At 60.6% G+C, this 15,709-nt stretch carries 14 protein-coding genes and 1 pseudogene; 10 read left to right on the forward strand and 5 right to left on the reverse strand.

All coding sequences use genetic code 11. The features are described from left to right. Window positions 1-202: 202 nt before the first annotated feature. From NW809_RS04770 to NW809_RS04790, 5 genes and pseudogenes are all read right to left on the reverse strand, one after another. Window positions 203-745: a DUF2808 domain-containing protein gene (locus NW809_RS04770; RefSeq protein WP_414390185.1), complete on the reverse strand. Its 543-nt coding sequence runs from the start codon at window positions 743-745 to the stop codon at window positions 203-205. A gap of 250 nt (window positions 746-995) precedes the next feature. Then, window positions 996-1,181: a photosystem II reaction center protein PsbZ gene (psbZ, locus tag NW809_RS04775; protein WP_011429012.1), complete on the reverse strand. Its 186-nt coding sequence runs from the start codon at window positions 1,179-1,181 to the stop codon at window positions 996-998. Between the two features lie 197 nt (window positions 1,182-1,378). After that, window positions 1,379-2,482, reverse strand: a pseudogene (locus NW809_RS04780) (RNA-guided endonuclease InsQ/TnpB family protein); the annotation flags it as partial. Between the two features lie 187 nt (window positions 2,483-2,669). Next, the gene (locus NW809_RS04785) at window positions 2,670-3,362 is read right to left on the reverse strand and encodes a queuosine precursor transporter (RefSeq protein ID WP_011429014.1); all 693 of its coding nucleotides are present in this window, start codon (window positions 3,360-3,362) and stop codon (window positions 2,670-2,672) included. Continuing rightward, window positions 3,362-4,018, reverse strand: coding sequence for a response regulator (locus tag NW809_RS04790; RefSeq protein ID WP_011429015.1), 657 nt, complete (start codon window positions 4,016-4,018; stop codon window positions 3,362-3,364). The genes NW809_RS04785 and NW809_RS04790 overlap by 1 nt, the downstream gene beginning before the upstream one ends. 238 nt (window positions 4,019-4,256) lie before the next feature. Between NW809_RS04790 and NW809_RS04795 the strand changes: the two genes are divergently transcribed. From NW809_RS04795 to wecB, 10 genes are all read left to right on the forward strand, one after another. After that, window positions 4,257-5,375, forward strand: coding sequence for a class I SAM-dependent methyltransferase (locus NW809_RS04795; RefSeq protein ID WP_011429016.1), 1,119 nt, complete (start codon window positions 4,257-4,259; stop codon window positions 5,373-5,375). Between the two features lie 152 nt (window positions 5,376-5,527). Then, window positions 5,528-5,986: a hypothetical protein gene (locus tag NW809_RS04800; RefSeq protein ID WP_049749696.1), complete on the forward strand. Its 459-nt coding sequence runs from the start codon at window positions 5,528-5,530 to the stop codon at window positions 5,984-5,986. 113 nt (window positions 5,987-6,099) lie between these two features. Continuing rightward, window positions 6,100-6,444 (forward strand): MgPME-cyclase complex family protein, encoded by a 345-nt coding sequence (locus NW809_RS04805; protein ID WP_414401640.1) that lies wholly within the window; start codon window positions 6,100-6,102, stop codon window positions 6,442-6,444. A gap of 193 nt (window positions 6,445-6,637) precedes the next feature. Next, entirely contained in the window at window positions 6,638-8,194 is a 1,557-nt protein-coding gene (locus tag NW809_RS04810) for an MFS transporter (protein ID WP_414401641.1), read from the forward strand. Between the two features lie 182 nt (window positions 8,195-8,376). Beyond that, window positions 8,377-9,567 carry a glycosyltransferase family 4 protein gene (locus NW809_RS04815; RefSeq protein ID WP_011429021.1) on the forward strand — a complete coding sequence of 397 codons (1,191 nt, stop codon included), beginning with the start codon at window positions 8,377-8,379 and terminating at the stop codon, window positions 9,565-9,567. Between the two features lie 101 nt (window positions 9,568-9,668). After that, window positions 9,669-11,408 (forward strand): PP2C family protein-serine/threonine phosphatase, encoded by a 1,740-nt coding sequence (locus NW809_RS04820; RefSeq protein ID WP_228375389.1) that lies wholly within the window; start codon window positions 9,669-9,671, stop codon window positions 11,406-11,408. A 93-nt stretch (window positions 11,409-11,501) separates the two neighbouring features. Beyond that, complete coding sequence (locus NW809_RS04825) at window positions 11,502-11,720, forward strand: hypothetical protein (protein ID WP_414401642.1); 219 nt, start codon at window positions 11,502-11,504, stop codon at window positions 11,718-11,720. Between the two features lie 131 nt (window positions 11,721-11,851). Beyond that, window positions 11,852-13,321 (forward strand): argininosuccinate lyase, encoded by a 1,470-nt coding sequence (gene argH / locus NW809_RS04830; protein ID WP_414401643.1) that lies wholly within the window; start codon window positions 11,852-11,854, stop codon window positions 13,319-13,321. Window positions 13,322-13,412: 91 nt separating this feature from the next. After that, entirely contained in the window at window positions 13,413-14,033 is a 621-nt protein-coding gene (locus NW809_RS04835) for a hypothetical protein (RefSeq protein WP_011429026.1), read from the forward strand. Between the two features lie 883 nt (window positions 14,034-14,916). After that, the coding region (wecB, locus tag NW809_RS04840; RefSeq protein WP_414401644.1) for a non-hydrolyzing UDP-N-acetylglucosamine 2-epimerase at window positions 14,917-15,709 on the forward strand (793 nt) is incomplete at its 3' end.

Below are 15,709 nucleotides of genomic sequence, written 5' to 3' on the forward strand. Positions count from 1 at the left end.
AAAGAAAGCCTCTCCCAGTACGCCAGGCTACTGTCTGGAGGGGAGTTTCCCTCACCCCCAACCCCTCTCCCTTAGGGAGAGGGGAGATAGAGATGCCGCAGTACCTCACCAGCCTTGCCCTGTCTCTGAAAAGGGCTACGCCCGAAACCCCCTGTTCAGGGATCCACTCTCAAAACTCTCCCCCGCTCGAAGGGAGCTGCCCTTAGAAAGTGAGCCGCTCCGGATCGTCGATGGTGATGAGCCAGTTGCCCACATTGCGGAAGAGGGGGTTGGGCTCTGTCCCCCGTACCCGCGCCTCTACCCGGTAGATGCCGGCAGCGGAAGGATTGCGCACATTGGAGAGCACCAAGCGGATCTCCTGGCCGGCGGCAATGGGCTGACGGGCCACCACCTCCAAAGAGCGAAACTCCTCGTTCCAGTACACTTCCGCCAGCTCCACCGGCTTGCCCTCCACCTCTAGGCGCACGTTCTCCGGGTCGATGACGGCATCGAAATTTCTATCCCCGTTGATCTGCACCTCTGCCACCGCCACGTTCTGAGGCGGGATCGTCAGGCGATAGCGATCCAACCGACCGCGAATGCCGCGAAAATCCAGCCGGTAGCTGAGGACAGGTACCCCTTCGCTGCCGGTGATCACCAGGCCCGACTGCGCCGCTGCCGAAGGGGACAGCACCCCTACCAACAAGCCTGCCAAAATCAGCCTCGTCCCCAGCCGGGCCAAGCGGAGGCTCCACGAACGCTTCACTGCTCTCAACACCCAAACCTCCCAAAAGACATCAGTGTAGGCACAACTTGCCGCTGACCTAGGGAGCAGCAAGGCCATGAGATTAAATTAAATTGCTATCCATTGTAAGGGGTGGGATCCCTTCTACCGAGAGCGCTCAAGGCCCACGCGGGTGCGGAGATGCGCAGTTTTCCCCGCCCCCAGAACCTTGCAGTCGCAACCCTGATGCTCTGCAACGTCCAGGAGCCTGGGGGATGGGCGTCGAAGGATATCACTTAAAGAAACTAAGTACCCCCACCCCGATCACCATCAGCACCCAGAGCAGGGATCCCACCAAAATCACATTCTTGGCCCGGCTCCAGTCGCTGGCCGAGCTGAAGAGCACCGGCACTGCCACCACCAACAGCAAGCTGTAAAGCACCAACACCAACAAAGCAATTTGGAAAATGAGCATCATGGTCTGGATCCCTCACAAAAGTCTTGTCTTGGATAAAAGCTCCCGACAACACCGGGCTGCCCAACCTGATCCGGCTCGCTGCGCACCGGCGGCAGGGTAGATAGGATAACGCTGTAAACTACCCGGCTCCGACCGCCCCCCCTTCCAGCCCCCCAACCCCCCGTATACGGGGGGCAGGGGGGCGGGGGGATGTAGGGGGGCTGGTTTACAGCGACCCCCAAAAGTGCAATCACGTTGGCACCGTTCAAATCTGCATCCCCTTCCCAACCACAAGCCGGGTTCACACAGCGAAAATGCTTCCCTTCCCGTTGCCCAATCCACAGGCACTGGTGGCAGGTCTGCGAGCTGTAGGCCGGCGAAACCACCACAACCTTCACCCCTGCCCGCATCGCCTTGCAGTGCACAAACTGCCGCAACTGGTAGAACGCCCAACTGTTTGCCCGCCGCCGCTCCGTCTTGCTGCGCGGCTGCCGGTTGACCCGCTCCCGGATCCCGGTCAGGTCTTCCAAGGCAATAAAACGGTGAGTGGCCAGTGCCCTAGCAACAATCGACTTGGAGATGCAGTGGTTCACCCAAGTTTGAAAGCGTCTCTCCCGACCAGACAGCCGTTGCAGCAGTTGCTGACACCGACGTCGTGTACTGCGTGTGCCCTTGCTGGCCTTGCGTTGGAGAACCCCTCTCAAACGGGAGTAGTGGTCTCTGACCTGGTTCAACTGCTGTCCATTCCAGTTATCTCCCTCAGAGGTGTGGGCAATATCTCTCCTACCCAAGTCCACACCAATGGCCTTGACGGCGTGCTCCGGCTCCGGCACCTCAGACTCCACGCCAATCTGGATGGAGTAGGAGCCGCCTTGGCGCTTGACCAACGTGGCTGCTTTGGGATTTGAACCCGCTAGCAGGCCGCGCTGGTAGTGACCTATATCCAGTTCAAAGCGTTCCCGTCCCTCAACGGTGGTCAGCGACACCGTCCAGTCCTTCTCACGGAACGAGAAGATGCGGGCATCGTAGGTAACAAAGCCAGACTTGAACGCCTTGACTGGACGGTTTTTCTGCTGGGCAACCTTGCGGGCACCGGCTAACCTTCTGCACACCTGTTGTGCCAGGTTGCTGGATAGTCCGAAGCGGGTACGAATCTCGCGGTAGCAGAGAGATTGGAGCTTGACGGCGTTGACTATCTTCTCTGGTGTGTTCTCATTCACGCAGTTCAGTGCCTTTGCGAAGGCATCCAGGGTCGCATCCAGCTTGGCGGCTTGCGACACAGACACCTTGAGTTTGCAGGAGATAGTCAGGACTTGGGCCATGTCACGATTATACGTCGTCCGCATTCCTCCCGAGCCTGACCGGCACGGCCCCCGGCCCCCCAGTCCCCCCGTATACGGGGGGATATAGGGGGGTACAGGGCGGGGCTCCTGCGGTTTCTAGCTGACTATACCAAAACTGGGATCCCTCTTTTGGCCATATCCGTCGGGGCAGCCATGGACGAATGAACTACCCAGATACGGACTGCATTCGGAAAGGGTTGAAGTCGGTTGCCACGTCAAAGTAGTCTTCCTGTTCTTGCTGCTTCAGCCAGCCGGTGATGACATAGGTCAGGGGCGTACAGACCGCCTCAACGGCACACTTGAACACGTAGTTGGAGACAATGAGGCTCATCAGACCGGGAAACACCCCCCAGAAGGCGATGAGAATAAACAGGCCCGTATCCACCGCCTGGCCCACCAGGGTGGAGCTGATGGTGCGTGTCCACAGCCAGCGTCCCCGCGTCCACACCTTCAGGCGGGCCAGCACATAGGCATTGGCAAAGCTGCCGCTCCAGTAGGCAATTAGGCTGGCCAGTACAATGCGCGGGGTAAGGCCGAGAATCTGTTTGTAGGCTTCCTGGTAGGGCCAGTCGGGGGCTGCCGGCAGGGATCCCACGATCATCAAGGTCGCCGACATCAGGGCCGCCGAGATAAATCCCAGCCAGATCACCCGCCGCGAGCGGGCATAGCCGTAGACCTCCGTGAGGATGTCGCCGAAAATGTAGCTGAGGGGAAAAAGGACGGTGCCGCCATCGAACGTAAACGGCCCCAAGAGCACGATCTTGGTGGAGGCGATGTTGGAGATCAGCAGCACAGCCACAAACAGGGCCGTCACCGCATCCAGGTGCCGATAGGCGCGCTCAAAAACCCTCTCAGACATCAGGATCCCCCCAACAGCTTGCGGATGTGCTTTAGCTCCTTGACGATCAAGGCCAAGCCCTGGCTGTGCCGTTCCACCTCGCTGGTGAGCTTACGGATCTGCTCTTCCAGGTTAGCGCTGTGGGATTCCTGACGCTCCAGGCGCTGGTTGAGATCAGAAAGCCGCGTCACCACTTCCCGCTGGATAAGGTTTTCCGTGCCTTGGATGAGCAGCGTCTCGATGGCGGTGAGCTTGTTCAAGAGCAACTGGGTGTTGGTTTCCGATCCCGGCTCTGCTGCCGCCGCAGGGGCTACTTGCAGGGCCTTTTGAATGCGAGCCAGAAGAGCCTCCGCCTCAAACGGCTTTTCAATAAAATCGAAATCGACAAAAGGCTCAGGGACGCGGGCTGTTACCTGCTCTTTCATCCCCGACATGATGATGACAGGGGTATTCTTCAGGCTCTCTTCCTGCCGGATGGCCTGCAATGTGTCATAGCCGTCCATCTTGGGCATGACAAAATCCAGCAAGATCAGGTCGGGGTGATGTTTTTTGGCAGCCTCCAGGCCCGCTAGGCCGTCTTTGGCCTCCAGCACCTGAAACTGGTCAGCCAAGATGCTGGCCACCATCTTGCGGATCATGATGCTATCGTCAATGACCAACACCGTCTTGGCTGTCATGCTCGGGCGCCCCCTTTTCCCAATCTACTCGACCTGCTCAGCCTCTTCCTCCAGCGCATGAAGCATCAGAGGCGTCCTTCCTGGGACACCAATAGAGTACTCTCCCTCTCAGGGAAGTGGAGTGTTTACAGCTCCAATTTCGCCGACTCTCCCAAGGCCCAGAACTTGCCGGTTTCGCATCGCTGCCTTGCTATAATCTAACGTAAACAAACATTAAGCATTCGCACCTTGCAGGGTTATGAGCTTACAGTTGAGCTCCGAGCTGTCGCTGCCGATCCCATCTCCAGTCGGAGAAGCTGCTTACCGCGCTTTTCAGTGGGGCAAAAATCTCTTTGGCTTTGCCCACAAGGCTCTCTCCACCCAGGCTTTGGAGCTGATGCTCTCTGTGCTCAGGGAGCTGCAAAGTTTTTCCTCTGGGAAGCCCCTACCGCCGCGGGAGCGGGTGAAGGTCAGCCCAGCTACTTTGCAAGAGTTGCGGGCTCGTTACGAACGGCTGCTACAGGTCGATTGGCAAGACGCCGAGGCAGGTTACTACCCTCACGCCCTTCTTTTCGATAACCCCTGGCTGGACTTTGCCCGCTACTACCCGCAGGTATGGCTGGATCTGCCGCAGATCACTCAGCGGGTACACAGCCGGCGCTACCAAGAGTTTTCTCCAGACATCTCCACCGAGGGCTATCCAAAATACTACCTGCAAAATTTTCATTACCAAACCAACGGTTACCTGAGCGACAGCTCGGCTGAGCTCTACGACCTGCAGGTGGAACTGCTGTTTGGTGGCGCGGCAGATGCGATGCGGCGACGGGTGATCCGCCTGCTCAAGGATGGTCTCGATCCTGCTCTATCCGACCCCCACATCCTCGACGTAGCTTGTGGCACCGGGCGCACGCTGCGCCTGCTGCGGGGATCCCTGCCCAAAGCGGCGTTGTACGGCCTGGATCTTTCCCCTGCCTATCTGCGCAAGGCCAACCGGCTGTTGCAGGAGTTGCCCGGGGAGCTGCCCCAGCTCATCCGCGCCAATGCCGAGGCCATGCCCTACGCCGACGCCACCTTTGATGCGGTTGTCAGCGTGTTTCTCTTCCACGAGCTGCCCGGCCCGGCCCGCCAAAATGTCATCAACGAGATGAGCCGGGTGGTGAAGCCGGGGGGCGCCATTGTCATCTGCGACTCGGTGCAACTGCTGGACTCGCCCGAGCTGGAGGAGACGATGGAAGCTTTTGTGCAAACCTTCCACGAACCCTACTACCGGGACTACATCCGCGACGACCTGGGGGTGCGCCTGCAGCAGGCAGGCTGTGAGGTGTTGCGCCGAGAAACCCACTACGTCAGCACTTATATCTTGGCCCGTAAGAGTTGAGCGCCCTTGCCAAAAGCTTAAGAGGGTAAGGAGATTCGCGGTCGCCTGGCCAAAGGCTGTATAGTAGTATCAGACACGAAACCTCGGATAAAAAGCTAGGTCATCAACGCCCTTAAGTGCAAGGCGTCAGAATCTTTTCTATACTTAGGCTCATGTCCCCTCCGTATGGATCCCTTCGTGCCGGCATCACTGCTCTCAAGCAGGAGCGCTACTTAGAGGCGATCAACCTCCTTGAGTCTTTCTGCTACTGCTGCTCGATTCACGAGAGCTCGCCCCGCCAGAAGGAGCGCAACGGTTCCAGGATAAACCCTGAGGAATGCGCTTTGGCGCGGGTAGCCCTGGTCATGGCCTATCAGGGCAGCGGCGACTTGGAGCGCTCGACCGCGCTCTGTCAGGAGCTGTTGGAGCAGGGGGAACCCTCCTCAACAACACCCCTCTGGGCGCAGGAATGGGCAGCTCAAGCTCTGCCCACCCTCAGGCAGGCTTCAGAGCAGTCTATGCCGCCTGAGGAGGTGATGGCGCGGCTGCCCGTCCCCCGGCAGTTGGAAGACTGTCAGACCCTGTGTAGCTCCCGCGATCCCGCCCCGCATTTACTCAAGTCTGCCAACTAATCCTGCCAGTAGGCTGAAGTTGGCAACTCTGGGTGAAGAGCCGACAGGAGAAGTTGTGTTTTCGCCAGGAGCGCGCCTCTAGGTGTTCGAGTCTCACATGTTAATCGTAGAGTATGCCTGCTGCTGAGCCCACCACCTACCACTTTATTCTTGCCAGTCTGTCTTTTTTGCGCTCTGAACCTCTGGAGGAAGTGCTGGAGGAGCGTCGCCGACACTACGAGGAGCACCATCGCTCCATCGATTTCTTTTGGGTGCCCCAGCCGGCTTTCATGGAAGCTCCAGAGCTGCGTCCCCTGCGCCACAAGTTAAAGGAGCCGCTGGGGGCAGTGGTCTCGACCAATGAGGATTTCATCCGTTGGCTGGCGGTGCGCCTCACTTTTGTGGAAAAGGGCAGCTTCGTGGCCCCCAGCGAGTCGATCCCGGATCCCTTGCGCTCCCTGTCCTTGGCAGAGGGTTGATGAGATCCTGCCGGCGCGACCGATGGGAGGTGTCGCCCCCTCCTCGAGACGGGCGCGCAAGTTTGATTGCGGGATGGGCCAAGATTAAGATCAGGGCACCTCTCTCCGTCCAGCAGCAGTGGCGGCACGAGCCGGCATGAAAAGCACCTGTCAGGGCCAAGGCGGGGGAGGGAGAAAGGTTACACGGGGCACTATGACTTTGGAGCGACGAGGGGACTGGCCGGAAGGGGAGGCGGAGGTCTGCCAGCGGACTCCTCATCTTCGGGATCTTCCTCCCACATTTCCTTCAACTGAGGTGCTAAAGTCGGAGGCCCCCCCACTTGAGTCGCCGGCAAGTCCTCCCTCCGGCTCGCTGGCGTGTTCGTCCGGGAATCCCTTGCCGGAGCCGCTCCCTGAGGATCCCAAAGACGACGGCCCAACCGAGAAGCTGAAGCAGGAGGATGCTGCTCTGGCCGGGCCAGGCCTGAGAAATTTCCTGGCCGTGCTGCGCCGACGCAATTTCCTGCTGCTGTGGATAGGGCAGGTGTTTTCCCAGTTGGCCGACAAGGTGTTGTTGGTGCTGCTGATTGGGTTGATCTCGAGGCAGTTTCAGCCGGAAGGGGCCTCCATCAGCGGCTGGGTGGCGGCGATCATGCTGGCTTTTACGCTGCCGGCGGTGTTGTTGGGCAGCCTGGCGGGGGTATTTGTGGATCGCTGGCCCAAGAAGGGGGTGCTGGTGCTCTCCAACGTGGTGCGCGGGATCCTGGTGCTGCTGTTGCCGCCGCTGCTCTGGCTGACGGCGGGGCGCAACCTTTGGCCAGGGATCCCTTTGGGCTTTGGCGGGCTGCTGTTGATTAGCTTTGCCGTGTCTGTTTTGACCCAGTTTTTTGCCCCTGCCGAACAGGCCACTCTGCCCCTGATCCTGCCCAGGCGGGAGCTGTTAGCGGCCAACTCCCTCTACACCACGACGATGATGGCTTCGCTGATCGCCGGCTTTGCCATCGGCGAGCCGCTGCTAACGCTGGCGGATCGTTGGGGGCGTGCGTGGTTGCCCGGCTGGGAGGTGGGGCCAGAGCTGTTGGTGGGGGGAGCCTACCTGTCGGCGGGAGCCCTGCTGCTGCTGTTGCAACCCCACGAGAAGCTGGAGCCCAGACCTTGGGAGGCTCCCCATCTCTGGGAAGATCTCAAGCTGGGCCTGGAATACATCGGGCAAATGCCCTTGATCCGCGCGGCCCTGCTGCAAATGGTGGTGCTCTACTCGCTGTTTGCGGCGCTGGCGGTCTTGGCGGTGCGCATGGCCGAGGTGACGGCGGAGCTGGAGGCAGATCAGTTTGGGGTGTTGCTGGCGGCTGCCGGCCTGGGCATGGCCATTGGGGCCTTTTGGGTGGGGCATACGGGCCGGCAGGTGAGCCGTCGCGCCTGGAGTGGGCTGGGATCCCTGTTGCTGTGTCTGTCCTTGGCGGCCTTGTCCTGGACGGAGGGGAAGCTGTTTCCCAGCTTGGCTTGGATTGCCCTGCTGGGCTGTGGAGGGGCGTTGGTGGCGGTGCCCATGCAAACCCTGCTCCAGGAGGAGACCCCCGAACATCTGCGCGGCAAGGTTTTTGGACTGCAGAACAATGCGGTCAACATTGCTCTCAGTTTGCCGCTGGTTTTGGCGGGGGTGGCGGAAACCTATTTCGGCCTTGCCTGGACGTTTCTCGGCCTGGCGGCCCTGACCGGGTCGGCGGGGCTGTACCTCTGGGGTCTGCTGGGCAGAGAGGGGCACAGATAAGTTTTTCTGCTGGATAGCTGCGACGTAGGGCTGGGTATCTGTCAATGCCTTGTCGGTCTGGGTTTCTCCCCTGAGAGGGGAGGAGCGGGCCGAGGTGGGATGCGAGTCTGCTACCCTTATAGAGGCTTTGGAATCGCACATCCCCTTGTAGATCAGCGTTCTGGCGCCGTAGGGATCCGCCCATGCACATCGCCTGGATAGGCAAGAAGGCACCTTTCTGTGGCAACGTCACCTATGGCCGTGAGGTGACCAACGGCCTCTTGGAGCGGGGACATCAGGTGAGCTTTTTCCATTTCACCAACGAAAGCCCCTCCCCCAGCCTGGAGGCGCCTGCTGTAGAGGGATCCCGTCCGGGGAGCCGTTGGCGTGCTGAGCTGGCGGGGCGGGATGTCTCCCTGCCCTGTCTGTACAAGTCGCAGATTTATACGATCCCAGCTCCCAACGCCAGGCGGCTGCTCACCCAGGCGCTGCGGGAGTTGCAGCCGGATCTGGTGCATGCCTCGCTGACGATTTCTCCCATCGACTTTGTCTTGCCGGAGATCTGTGCGGAGCTCAACCAGCCGCTGGTGGCCACCTTCCACCCGGCCTTCGACCGGCGGCGGCGCAACATTGCCTCCCGCACCCAATACCTGGCCTACCAGCTCTATGCTCCTTGTTTGGCCCACTACGACCGCACCATCGTCTTCTCGGAAACACAGCGGCAGATCTTGGTCAGGCTAGGGGTGAGCCGCGAGCAGGTGGTGGTCATTCCCAACGGCGTCGACGTGGATAAGTATTCGCCGGGGCCCTCCACCCTTAAGCAACGGTTGGGGCTGGAGCGGATCTTCGTTTACCAAGGGCGGATCTCGCCGGAAAAAAATGTGGAGGCCTTGCTCAAAGCCTGGAAGCAAGCTCAAATGGGCGAGAAGTGCGGCCTGCTCATTGTGGGGGATGGGCCGCTGCTCAATACCCTCAAGCCCTTCTACACCCGCCAGCACGGGATCCACTGGCTGGGCTACGTTGCCGACGAGCAGCAGCGCATCGAGATCCTGCGCGGATCCGACGTGTTTATCCTGCCCTCTTTAATCGAGGGGCTCTCTTTGTCGTTGCTGGAGGCGATGGCCTGTGGGGTGGCGGCGGTGGCCACCGACGTCGGGGCCGACGGCGAGGTTTTGGCCGATGGAGCCGGGATCCTGTTGGATCCGGCTCGGGTGACGGTGGAGCTGCAAACGCTGCTGCCCCTGCTGCGGGATCAACGGGAATTTACGCAACTGCTGGGGATGAAAGCCCGCCAGCGGGTGCTGGAGCGCTACACCCTCAGCCACAACCTCAGCCGGTTGGAGCAGCTCTACCAGGAGCTGTGCCGGGGATCCCGTCAGCGCCGCCGCGCGTAAGGAAGACTATTGGGATTGGGCTGAAACTTTTGCGACAAAGCTTTTGATATTTTTGCTAAACTGCATCGTTATGTTTCCAAGGGATTGCCTCTAAGTTCCCGATGGATGAGTACGGCCCGCAAAAAGCCTTTCCGGCGCAGCCCCCTGCCGGGCTGTCGGGTTCGTCCTGGACGGAGTCTTTGCTTGCCCAAGGCGCGGACAGAAACTCCTTTCCCGCCAACGTTCCGGCTGCGTCGCTGCCGCCCACCGACGAGCAGGGCGATCTGCGCTCGGCCCAAGCTGGCCCAGATGGGGATCCCGCCGGTGCGCCCAAGGCGGCCTCGGAGGAGAGAAAGCTGACGGAAGTGAAACCGGCCATCTTGCCCGCCCCGCCGAAGCCGGAGCCGGTGGCAGAGCTGGGGACAGACCAGCAGCCGATGCTGTATTTGCTGGGGGGATTGGCCTTTGCCCTGCGCTCCTTCAACAACCTGAACCAGATCCTAGAGCTCACGGCTTTTGTGGCCAGCCAACTCACCGCTGCCGACGGCGGCGCGCTGGTGTTGTTCAACCCCAACGGCACCATCCAGCTAGATCAACTGCATTGTTCGGACCTCGACCGCCGCGAGCAGATTCGCGCCGAGATGGAGCAGATCGCCCAAGCTCTGTCTGCGCAGGAGCCCATTTTAAAAACCGAGGGATCCCTGTCTGTGAAGATCCCAGCCCTGGAACATCTCTTGGACGAGCGCCTGCGCCAGAGTCTGGGGCCAGATGTCCGCCTGTTCGGGACGCCGCTGTTGATTCGCAGCTCCGTCCAGGGGCGCCTGTACGTCTTCAGCCGTCAGCCCGGCTACCAGTGGAATGAACGTCGCCAACAACTGCTGCGGTTGGTGGCTGACCAAGCGGGCGTGGCTATCGAGAACGAGCGCTTGACGGCGGCCTTGCGCCGCAAAATGGCCCTGGAAAAAGAAATGGAGATCGGCTCCTACATCCAGACCCAACTGTTGCCCCGCCAGTACCCCCAGGTTCCGGGCATTCGGCTGGCAGCCCGCTGCCGTGTGGCCAGCAAGGTGGGGGGCGATTACTACGATTTCATTAAGATCCCCAGCGAGCGACCGGAAAACTCTAGGGCCGCCGCCGATGAGCCGGTTGGATCCCTGGCCCCTTCCCCTGAGCCATCCGAAGACTTTCGCCTGGCCATCGTAATTGGGGACGTGATGGGCAAAGGTGTCCCTGCCGGCATGTTGATGAGCATGACCCGCGCCATGGTACGGGCAGAAGCCCTCAACCGCCACTCGCCGGCCCGCGTTCTCCAACATCTCAACCGGGCCATGTACAGCGATCTGGAGAACTCCAATCGCTTTATCAGCCTGTTCTACTCAGAGTACGATCCCCGCTCCCGTCGCCTCTGTTTCAGCAACGCCGCCCACAACCCCACCCTCTGGTGGCGGGCCCGCAGCCGCGACATCCAGCCCCTCGACACAGAGGGAGCGCTGATCGGCTTGGAGGAACACAGCCAATACTCGGAAAGCTGCGTGCACCTGCAGCCGGGAGATGTTGTAGTTTATTATACCGATGGCTATGTCGAGGCCGCCAATACCCGCGGGGAGCGGCTGGAGACTTCAGGTCTGATGGAGGCCATCCAGCGGGCTGCCAGTCGCTACGAGTCGCCCGAGGAGATCCTGGAGAACCTTTTTGAGCAGATGGACGCCTTCCGGGGCCGCCAGGGATCCCACCCTGTTGTCCCAGGGCCGCCAGTGGATGCAGGGCTCTTGTTTCAGGATGAGATTTCCCTGCGGCCTGAGCCGGTGGACGATACGACGCTGGTGGTGTTGAAAGTACTGCCCGATTCTGAGCCAACCTAGCTACGAAGGTTCAAACTAAGGGTACCCTCTAGCTAGGGAGGCCACTTAGGTGGCGGCCCGCTTTCCCAGTTGACCTTTGCCTGAGGTACATGCATGCACTCCACTGCTTCTGGCTCTGAGTCCTCCTTAGTTTACTTGCCGGCCTCGCCGGCCTTGCAGACGGAAGCGATCGTCGCCCAGGTGTTCCGGCAGGACGTGCTGGGCGATATCCGCAAGGGCTGGAACAACTTCGTGGAATCGGGCCAAATTTGGGCCCTTTTGATAGGGATCGTGGCAGGCTACATGCTCAAGAGCATCACCAGCTCTCACTAAAGGCGGTGGCGCCCGGATTCCCTGGCCCCAAGGTGGCGGCGTTTTGGCTGTCGTTGCCTTGCTTGCTCTTTTCCGCCTCAACTGCAGCCAAGTCTTTCTGTGGTGGTCATCTCTCTCCCCGTTCCAAGCCCATGGCTAAGCCGACGGCACCTTCCACCCCGCGCCCCTGGAGCGGACGCTTTGCGGGATCCCTCCACCCTAGGATTGCCCGCTTCAACGCCAGCATTGGCTTCGACATTCGCCTTTTGCCCTACGATGTGGCCGGATCCCTGGCCCATGTGCAGATGCTGGGGGCCTGCGGCATCTTGAGCCGCGAAGAGGCAGAGCAAATTCGGCAGGGGCTGGAGCAGATCGAGAAGGAAGTTGCCGAGGGCATCTTCCAGCCTGACCCTGAGGCGGAAGATGTCCACTACGCCGTCGAGCGCCGTCTGGTGGCCTTGGTGGGGGAAGTGGGCAAAAAACTGCACACGGGGCGCTCCCGCAACGACCAAGTGGCCACCGACCTGCGCCTCTACCTGCGGGATGAAATCGACACCATCCGGCAGGCTCTCTGGAAGCTGCGGGGGGTTTTGTTGGACTTGGCCAGCCAGCATGTGGAGACAATCCTGCCCGGCTACACCCACCTGCAGCGGGCCCAGCCCATCAGCTTGGCCCACCACCTTTTGGCCTATGAAGAAATGCTCTGGCGGGACTGGCAACGGTTGGGACGGGTGCGGGAAGAGGTCAACGTCTGTCCCCTGGGCTCCGGGGCCTTGGCCGGCACTTCCTTGCCCATCGACCGGCAACTGGTTGCTCATCTGCTGGGCTTTGAGCGCATCAGTGCCAACAGCCTAGACGCCGTCAGCGACCGGGACTACCTGGTGGAGTTCCACGCTGCCGCCAGCCTGATCTTGGTGCATCTCAGCCGTCTCTCGGAAGAGCTCATCCTCTGGGCCACCCAGGAGTTTGGCTTTGTCGCCCTCACCGATGCCTGTGCCACGGGCTCCAGCCTCATGCCCCAGAAGAAGAATCCCGATGTGCTGGAATTGGTGCGGGGCAAGACAGGGCGGGTGTTCGGCCATCTCCAAGCTCTGCTGGTCACCTTGAAGGGGCTGCCCCTGGCCTACAACAAAGATTTGCAAGAGGACAAAGAGGGGCTCTTCGATACCGTCGATACTGTGAAGGCTTGCTTGGAGGCGATGACCATCCTGCTGCGGGAAGGGATCCAATTCCAAACCCAACGCATGGAGGCCGCGGTGCAGGAAGACTTCTCCAACGCCACCGACGTGGCCGACTATCTGGTGCGAAAAGGGATCCCCTTTCGCGCCGCCCACGATCTGGTGGGTCAGATCGTGCGTACCTGTGTGGCAGAGGGAATTCTGCTCAAAGATCTGCCCCTGGAGCGGTGGAAAAGCTTTCATCGAGCCTTTGAGGAGGATATCTTTGCGGCCATCGATCCCCGCCAGGTGGTGGCCGCGCGGCTCAGCGCTGGAGGCACTGGCTTTGCGGTGGTGCGGGAAGCCTTGCAACGGGCCCAGGCCCGCTACCAACAGACAGAGCCGGCAGAAGAACCCCCGCTGCCCCCCTCCTCACCTGGCTCTGGGCTGCCCTTGGAGAGCTGAGCAGCGGCCCTGCCTCCATTCCCGCTTGCCCCCTCTGTCCGCGACCCCAGAGCGACCTCCCAGCCATTGGCCTTGAGAAAGCGGAGGAAGGATGCGATCCCAAGCCATCTCCCCACCCCCCTCTGCCCTGGGAGAAGTGGTGGAGGCCAACACCACCACCCTTGTGGCCCAGTGCCTAGAGCCAGAACGCCTGAGCTTCCCGCCCCTGCCCGCCCTCGGCAGTTGGATCCGCTCGCAAGACGAGGAGACCGGCAACTGGATCTATGGAGTGGTCTGCTATGCCGCCATCACTCCCATCGACACCGTTCACCGTCCCAGGGCCTTGGGCCTCTCCCCCCGGGAACTGCGGGAGCAGCAACCCCAGATTTTCGCCATGTTGCGCAGCGATTTCCGCGCTGCCATTGTCGGCTTCGTTGGCGGGGGGCGGGTTTATCAGTATCTGCCGCCGCGCCCGCCCCAGATCCACCAGCCAGTTTACCCCTGCTCTGAAAGCGAGGTAAGGGAGTTTTGCCGCTCTTTTGAGTTTTTGCGCACCCTGCTGCGTGTCAACGGGATCCCCAGCGACGAGTTGGTGGCCGCTGTCATCCGTCAGACTTACCGGATCTTGAACCGGGATCGCCACTGGTTGGTGCAAGCAGGGCGGCAGTTGAGCTCGCTGTTGCGGGACGACTACGAATACCTTAGCGCAATTTTACGAAAGATTGAAGCCTAAGCGAAGAAGTATTGAGAATAGTCCTGAATCCCGCCGAAATTTCATCTGAGAGTGATAGCCTGAGGCGAAATCCTTGTGAATCATCCCTTTTGTACCCCATTGCTTGCGTCAAAATGTTTAACAAATTTAATCCCTCTGACAAACCCTCCAAAGGCAACTGGGCAGGTCGCACTTTTTCTGCTGCTGTGGGCGCTTCGCTGGCAGCGGCTGTTTGCATGGCTCATGGCCAGCCGCCCTTTATATCGCTGCTAGTGGCCAGTTGTGCAACGGTGTTTACCCTCGTTTGTGATGAGATGGGCTGGATATAGGCTCGGGGTCAGCTTTGGGCTCTCAGCCCCTCTGAGGCAACCATCGAACGACATGCAAGATACCCACGGATCAAACGCCGCTAAGAGTCTCTCCGCCCCTGCGCAATTTGTTTCGGCGAGCCATAGCCCTCGGCAAGCTATTGGAGGGCAGTAGAAGAGGGCGGATACGGATTCCTGTCTCTCCAGGCTTTTGGCTGGATCTAGAGGCCCTGGTAACTGTCCCCGGCCCGGCAGCCTCTGGGCCCACTTGGGCGAGGTGGGCAGGGAGCGAGCAGCGCTGTTTGGTTTTGATGTTTTTTGCCGGATCCCTGCCCAGGGCTGGCTTCGGCGAAGCAAAAGGTAGAGCAATCGGGGGTTAAGATCGGGGGGAGCGCCCTCTGCTGGTTTCTCTTTGCCTATAGTTGGCCCCGGAAACATCCCCATCTACAGAGGCTGTGCTGCCGTAACTTGAGAACCAGGCAGGCGGGAGCCTCCGATCCCAGTCAGGGCCTTTCCAAAACCCGATTTGACGGCCGATCTGTCTGGAGCGGGGCCAGAGTTGCTCGCTTCCCCCAGGCGCCGATGCCCTTGAGCCTATGACCTCCCTTCCTCTGGTTTCTGTGATCTTGGGCACGCGGCCCGAAGCCATTAAGCTGGCTCCGGTAATCCAGGCCCTGCGGGCCAGTCCCCACCTGCGCACCGAGGTGATCCTGACAGGGCAACACCGGGAGATGGTGGATCAGGTGATGCGGCTCTTCGGCCTACGGGCGGATCGGGATCTGGAGATCATGCGTCCCCGCCAAAGCCTGACCGACATCACCGAAGCCACCCTGCGGGGTCTAGAACCCTACTTGCAGGCGCAGCGGCCCCAACTGGTTTTGGTGCAGGGCGATACCACCACCGCCTTTGCCGCTGCCCTGGCTGCTTTTTACCAACGCATTCCAGTAGGCCATGTGGAAGCCGGCCTGCGCACCGACGATCTCTACCACCCTTTTCCCGAAGAGGCCAATCGCCGTCTCATTTCTCAGTTGGCCAGCCTGCACTTTGCTCCCACGCCGCAAGCGGTGGATAACCTGAAGCAAAGCCGCGTGATCGGCTCTATCTATTGCACGGGCAACACCGTCATCGATGCCCTGCTACAGGTAGCTGCGCTTGGGATCCCCTGCCCCATCCCTGGCTTGGACTGGGGGCGCTATCGGGTTTTGTTGGTTACTGTGCACCGGCGGGAAAACTGGGGGGATCCCTTAATAGCCATCGGCCAGGCTCTGCTGCAGATTTTGGCGGAGTTCCCCGACACGGCCCTCCTCTTGCCTCTCCACCCCAACCCCGCGGTGCGAGAGCCCCTGCAGGCCCTGTTGGGATCCCGGGAGCGAGTTTTTCTTACCGAGC

Origin of the sequence: Synechococcus sp. WC101 (assembly GCF_047461555.1) — a bacterium.
Taxonomy (GTDB): Bacteria; Cyanobacteriota; Cyanobacteriia; order Thermostichales; family Thermostichaceae; genus Thermostichus.

Bases quoted from the DNA above. Each gene is read 5' to 3' on its own strand.
- psbZ (WP_011429012.1), bottom strand. From the start codon at position 1,181: ATGATGCTCATTTTCCAAATTGCTTTGTTGGTGTTGGTGCTTTACAGC.
- NW809_RS04785 (WP_011429014.1), bottom strand. From the start codon at position 3,362: ATGTCTGAGAGGGTTTTTGAGCGCGCCTATCGGCACCTGGATGCGGTG.
- NW809_RS04790 (WP_011429015.1), bottom strand. From the start codon at position 4,018: ATGACAGCCAAGACGGTGTTGGTCATTGACGATAGCATCATGATCCGC.
- NW809_RS04795 (WP_011429016.1), top strand. From the start codon at position 4,257: ATGAGCTTACAGTTGAGCTCCGAGCTGTCGCTGCCGATCCCATCTCCA.
- NW809_RS04800 (WP_049749696.1), top strand. From the start codon at position 5,528: ATGTCCCCTCCGTATGGATCCCTTCGTGCCGGCATCACTGCTCTCAAG.
- NW809_RS04805 (WP_414401640.1), top strand. From the start codon at position 6,100: ATGCCTGCTGCTGAGCCCACCACCTACCACTTTATTCTTGCCAGTCTG.
- NW809_RS04810 (WP_414401641.1), top strand. From the start codon at position 6,638: ATGACTTTGGAGCGACGAGGGGACTGGCCGGAAGGGGAGGCGGAGGTC.
- NW809_RS04815 (WP_011429021.1), top strand. From the start codon at position 8,377: ATGCACATCGCCTGGATAGGCAAGAAGGCACCTTTCTGTGGCAACGTC.
- NW809_RS04820 (WP_228375389.1), top strand. From the start codon at position 9,669: ATGGATGAGTACGGCCCGCAAAAAGCCTTTCCGGCGCAGCCCCCTGCC.
- NW809_RS04825 (WP_414401642.1), top strand. From the start codon at position 11,502: ATGCACTCCACTGCTTCTGGCTCTGAGTCCTCCTTAGTTTACTTGCCG.
- argH (WP_414401643.1), top strand. From the start codon at position 11,852: ATGGCTAAGCCGACGGCACCTTCCACCCCGCGCCCCTGGAGCGGACGC.
- NW809_RS04835 (WP_011429026.1), top strand. From the start codon at position 13,413: ATGCGATCCCAAGCCATCTCCCCACCCCCCTCTGCCCTGGGAGAAGTG.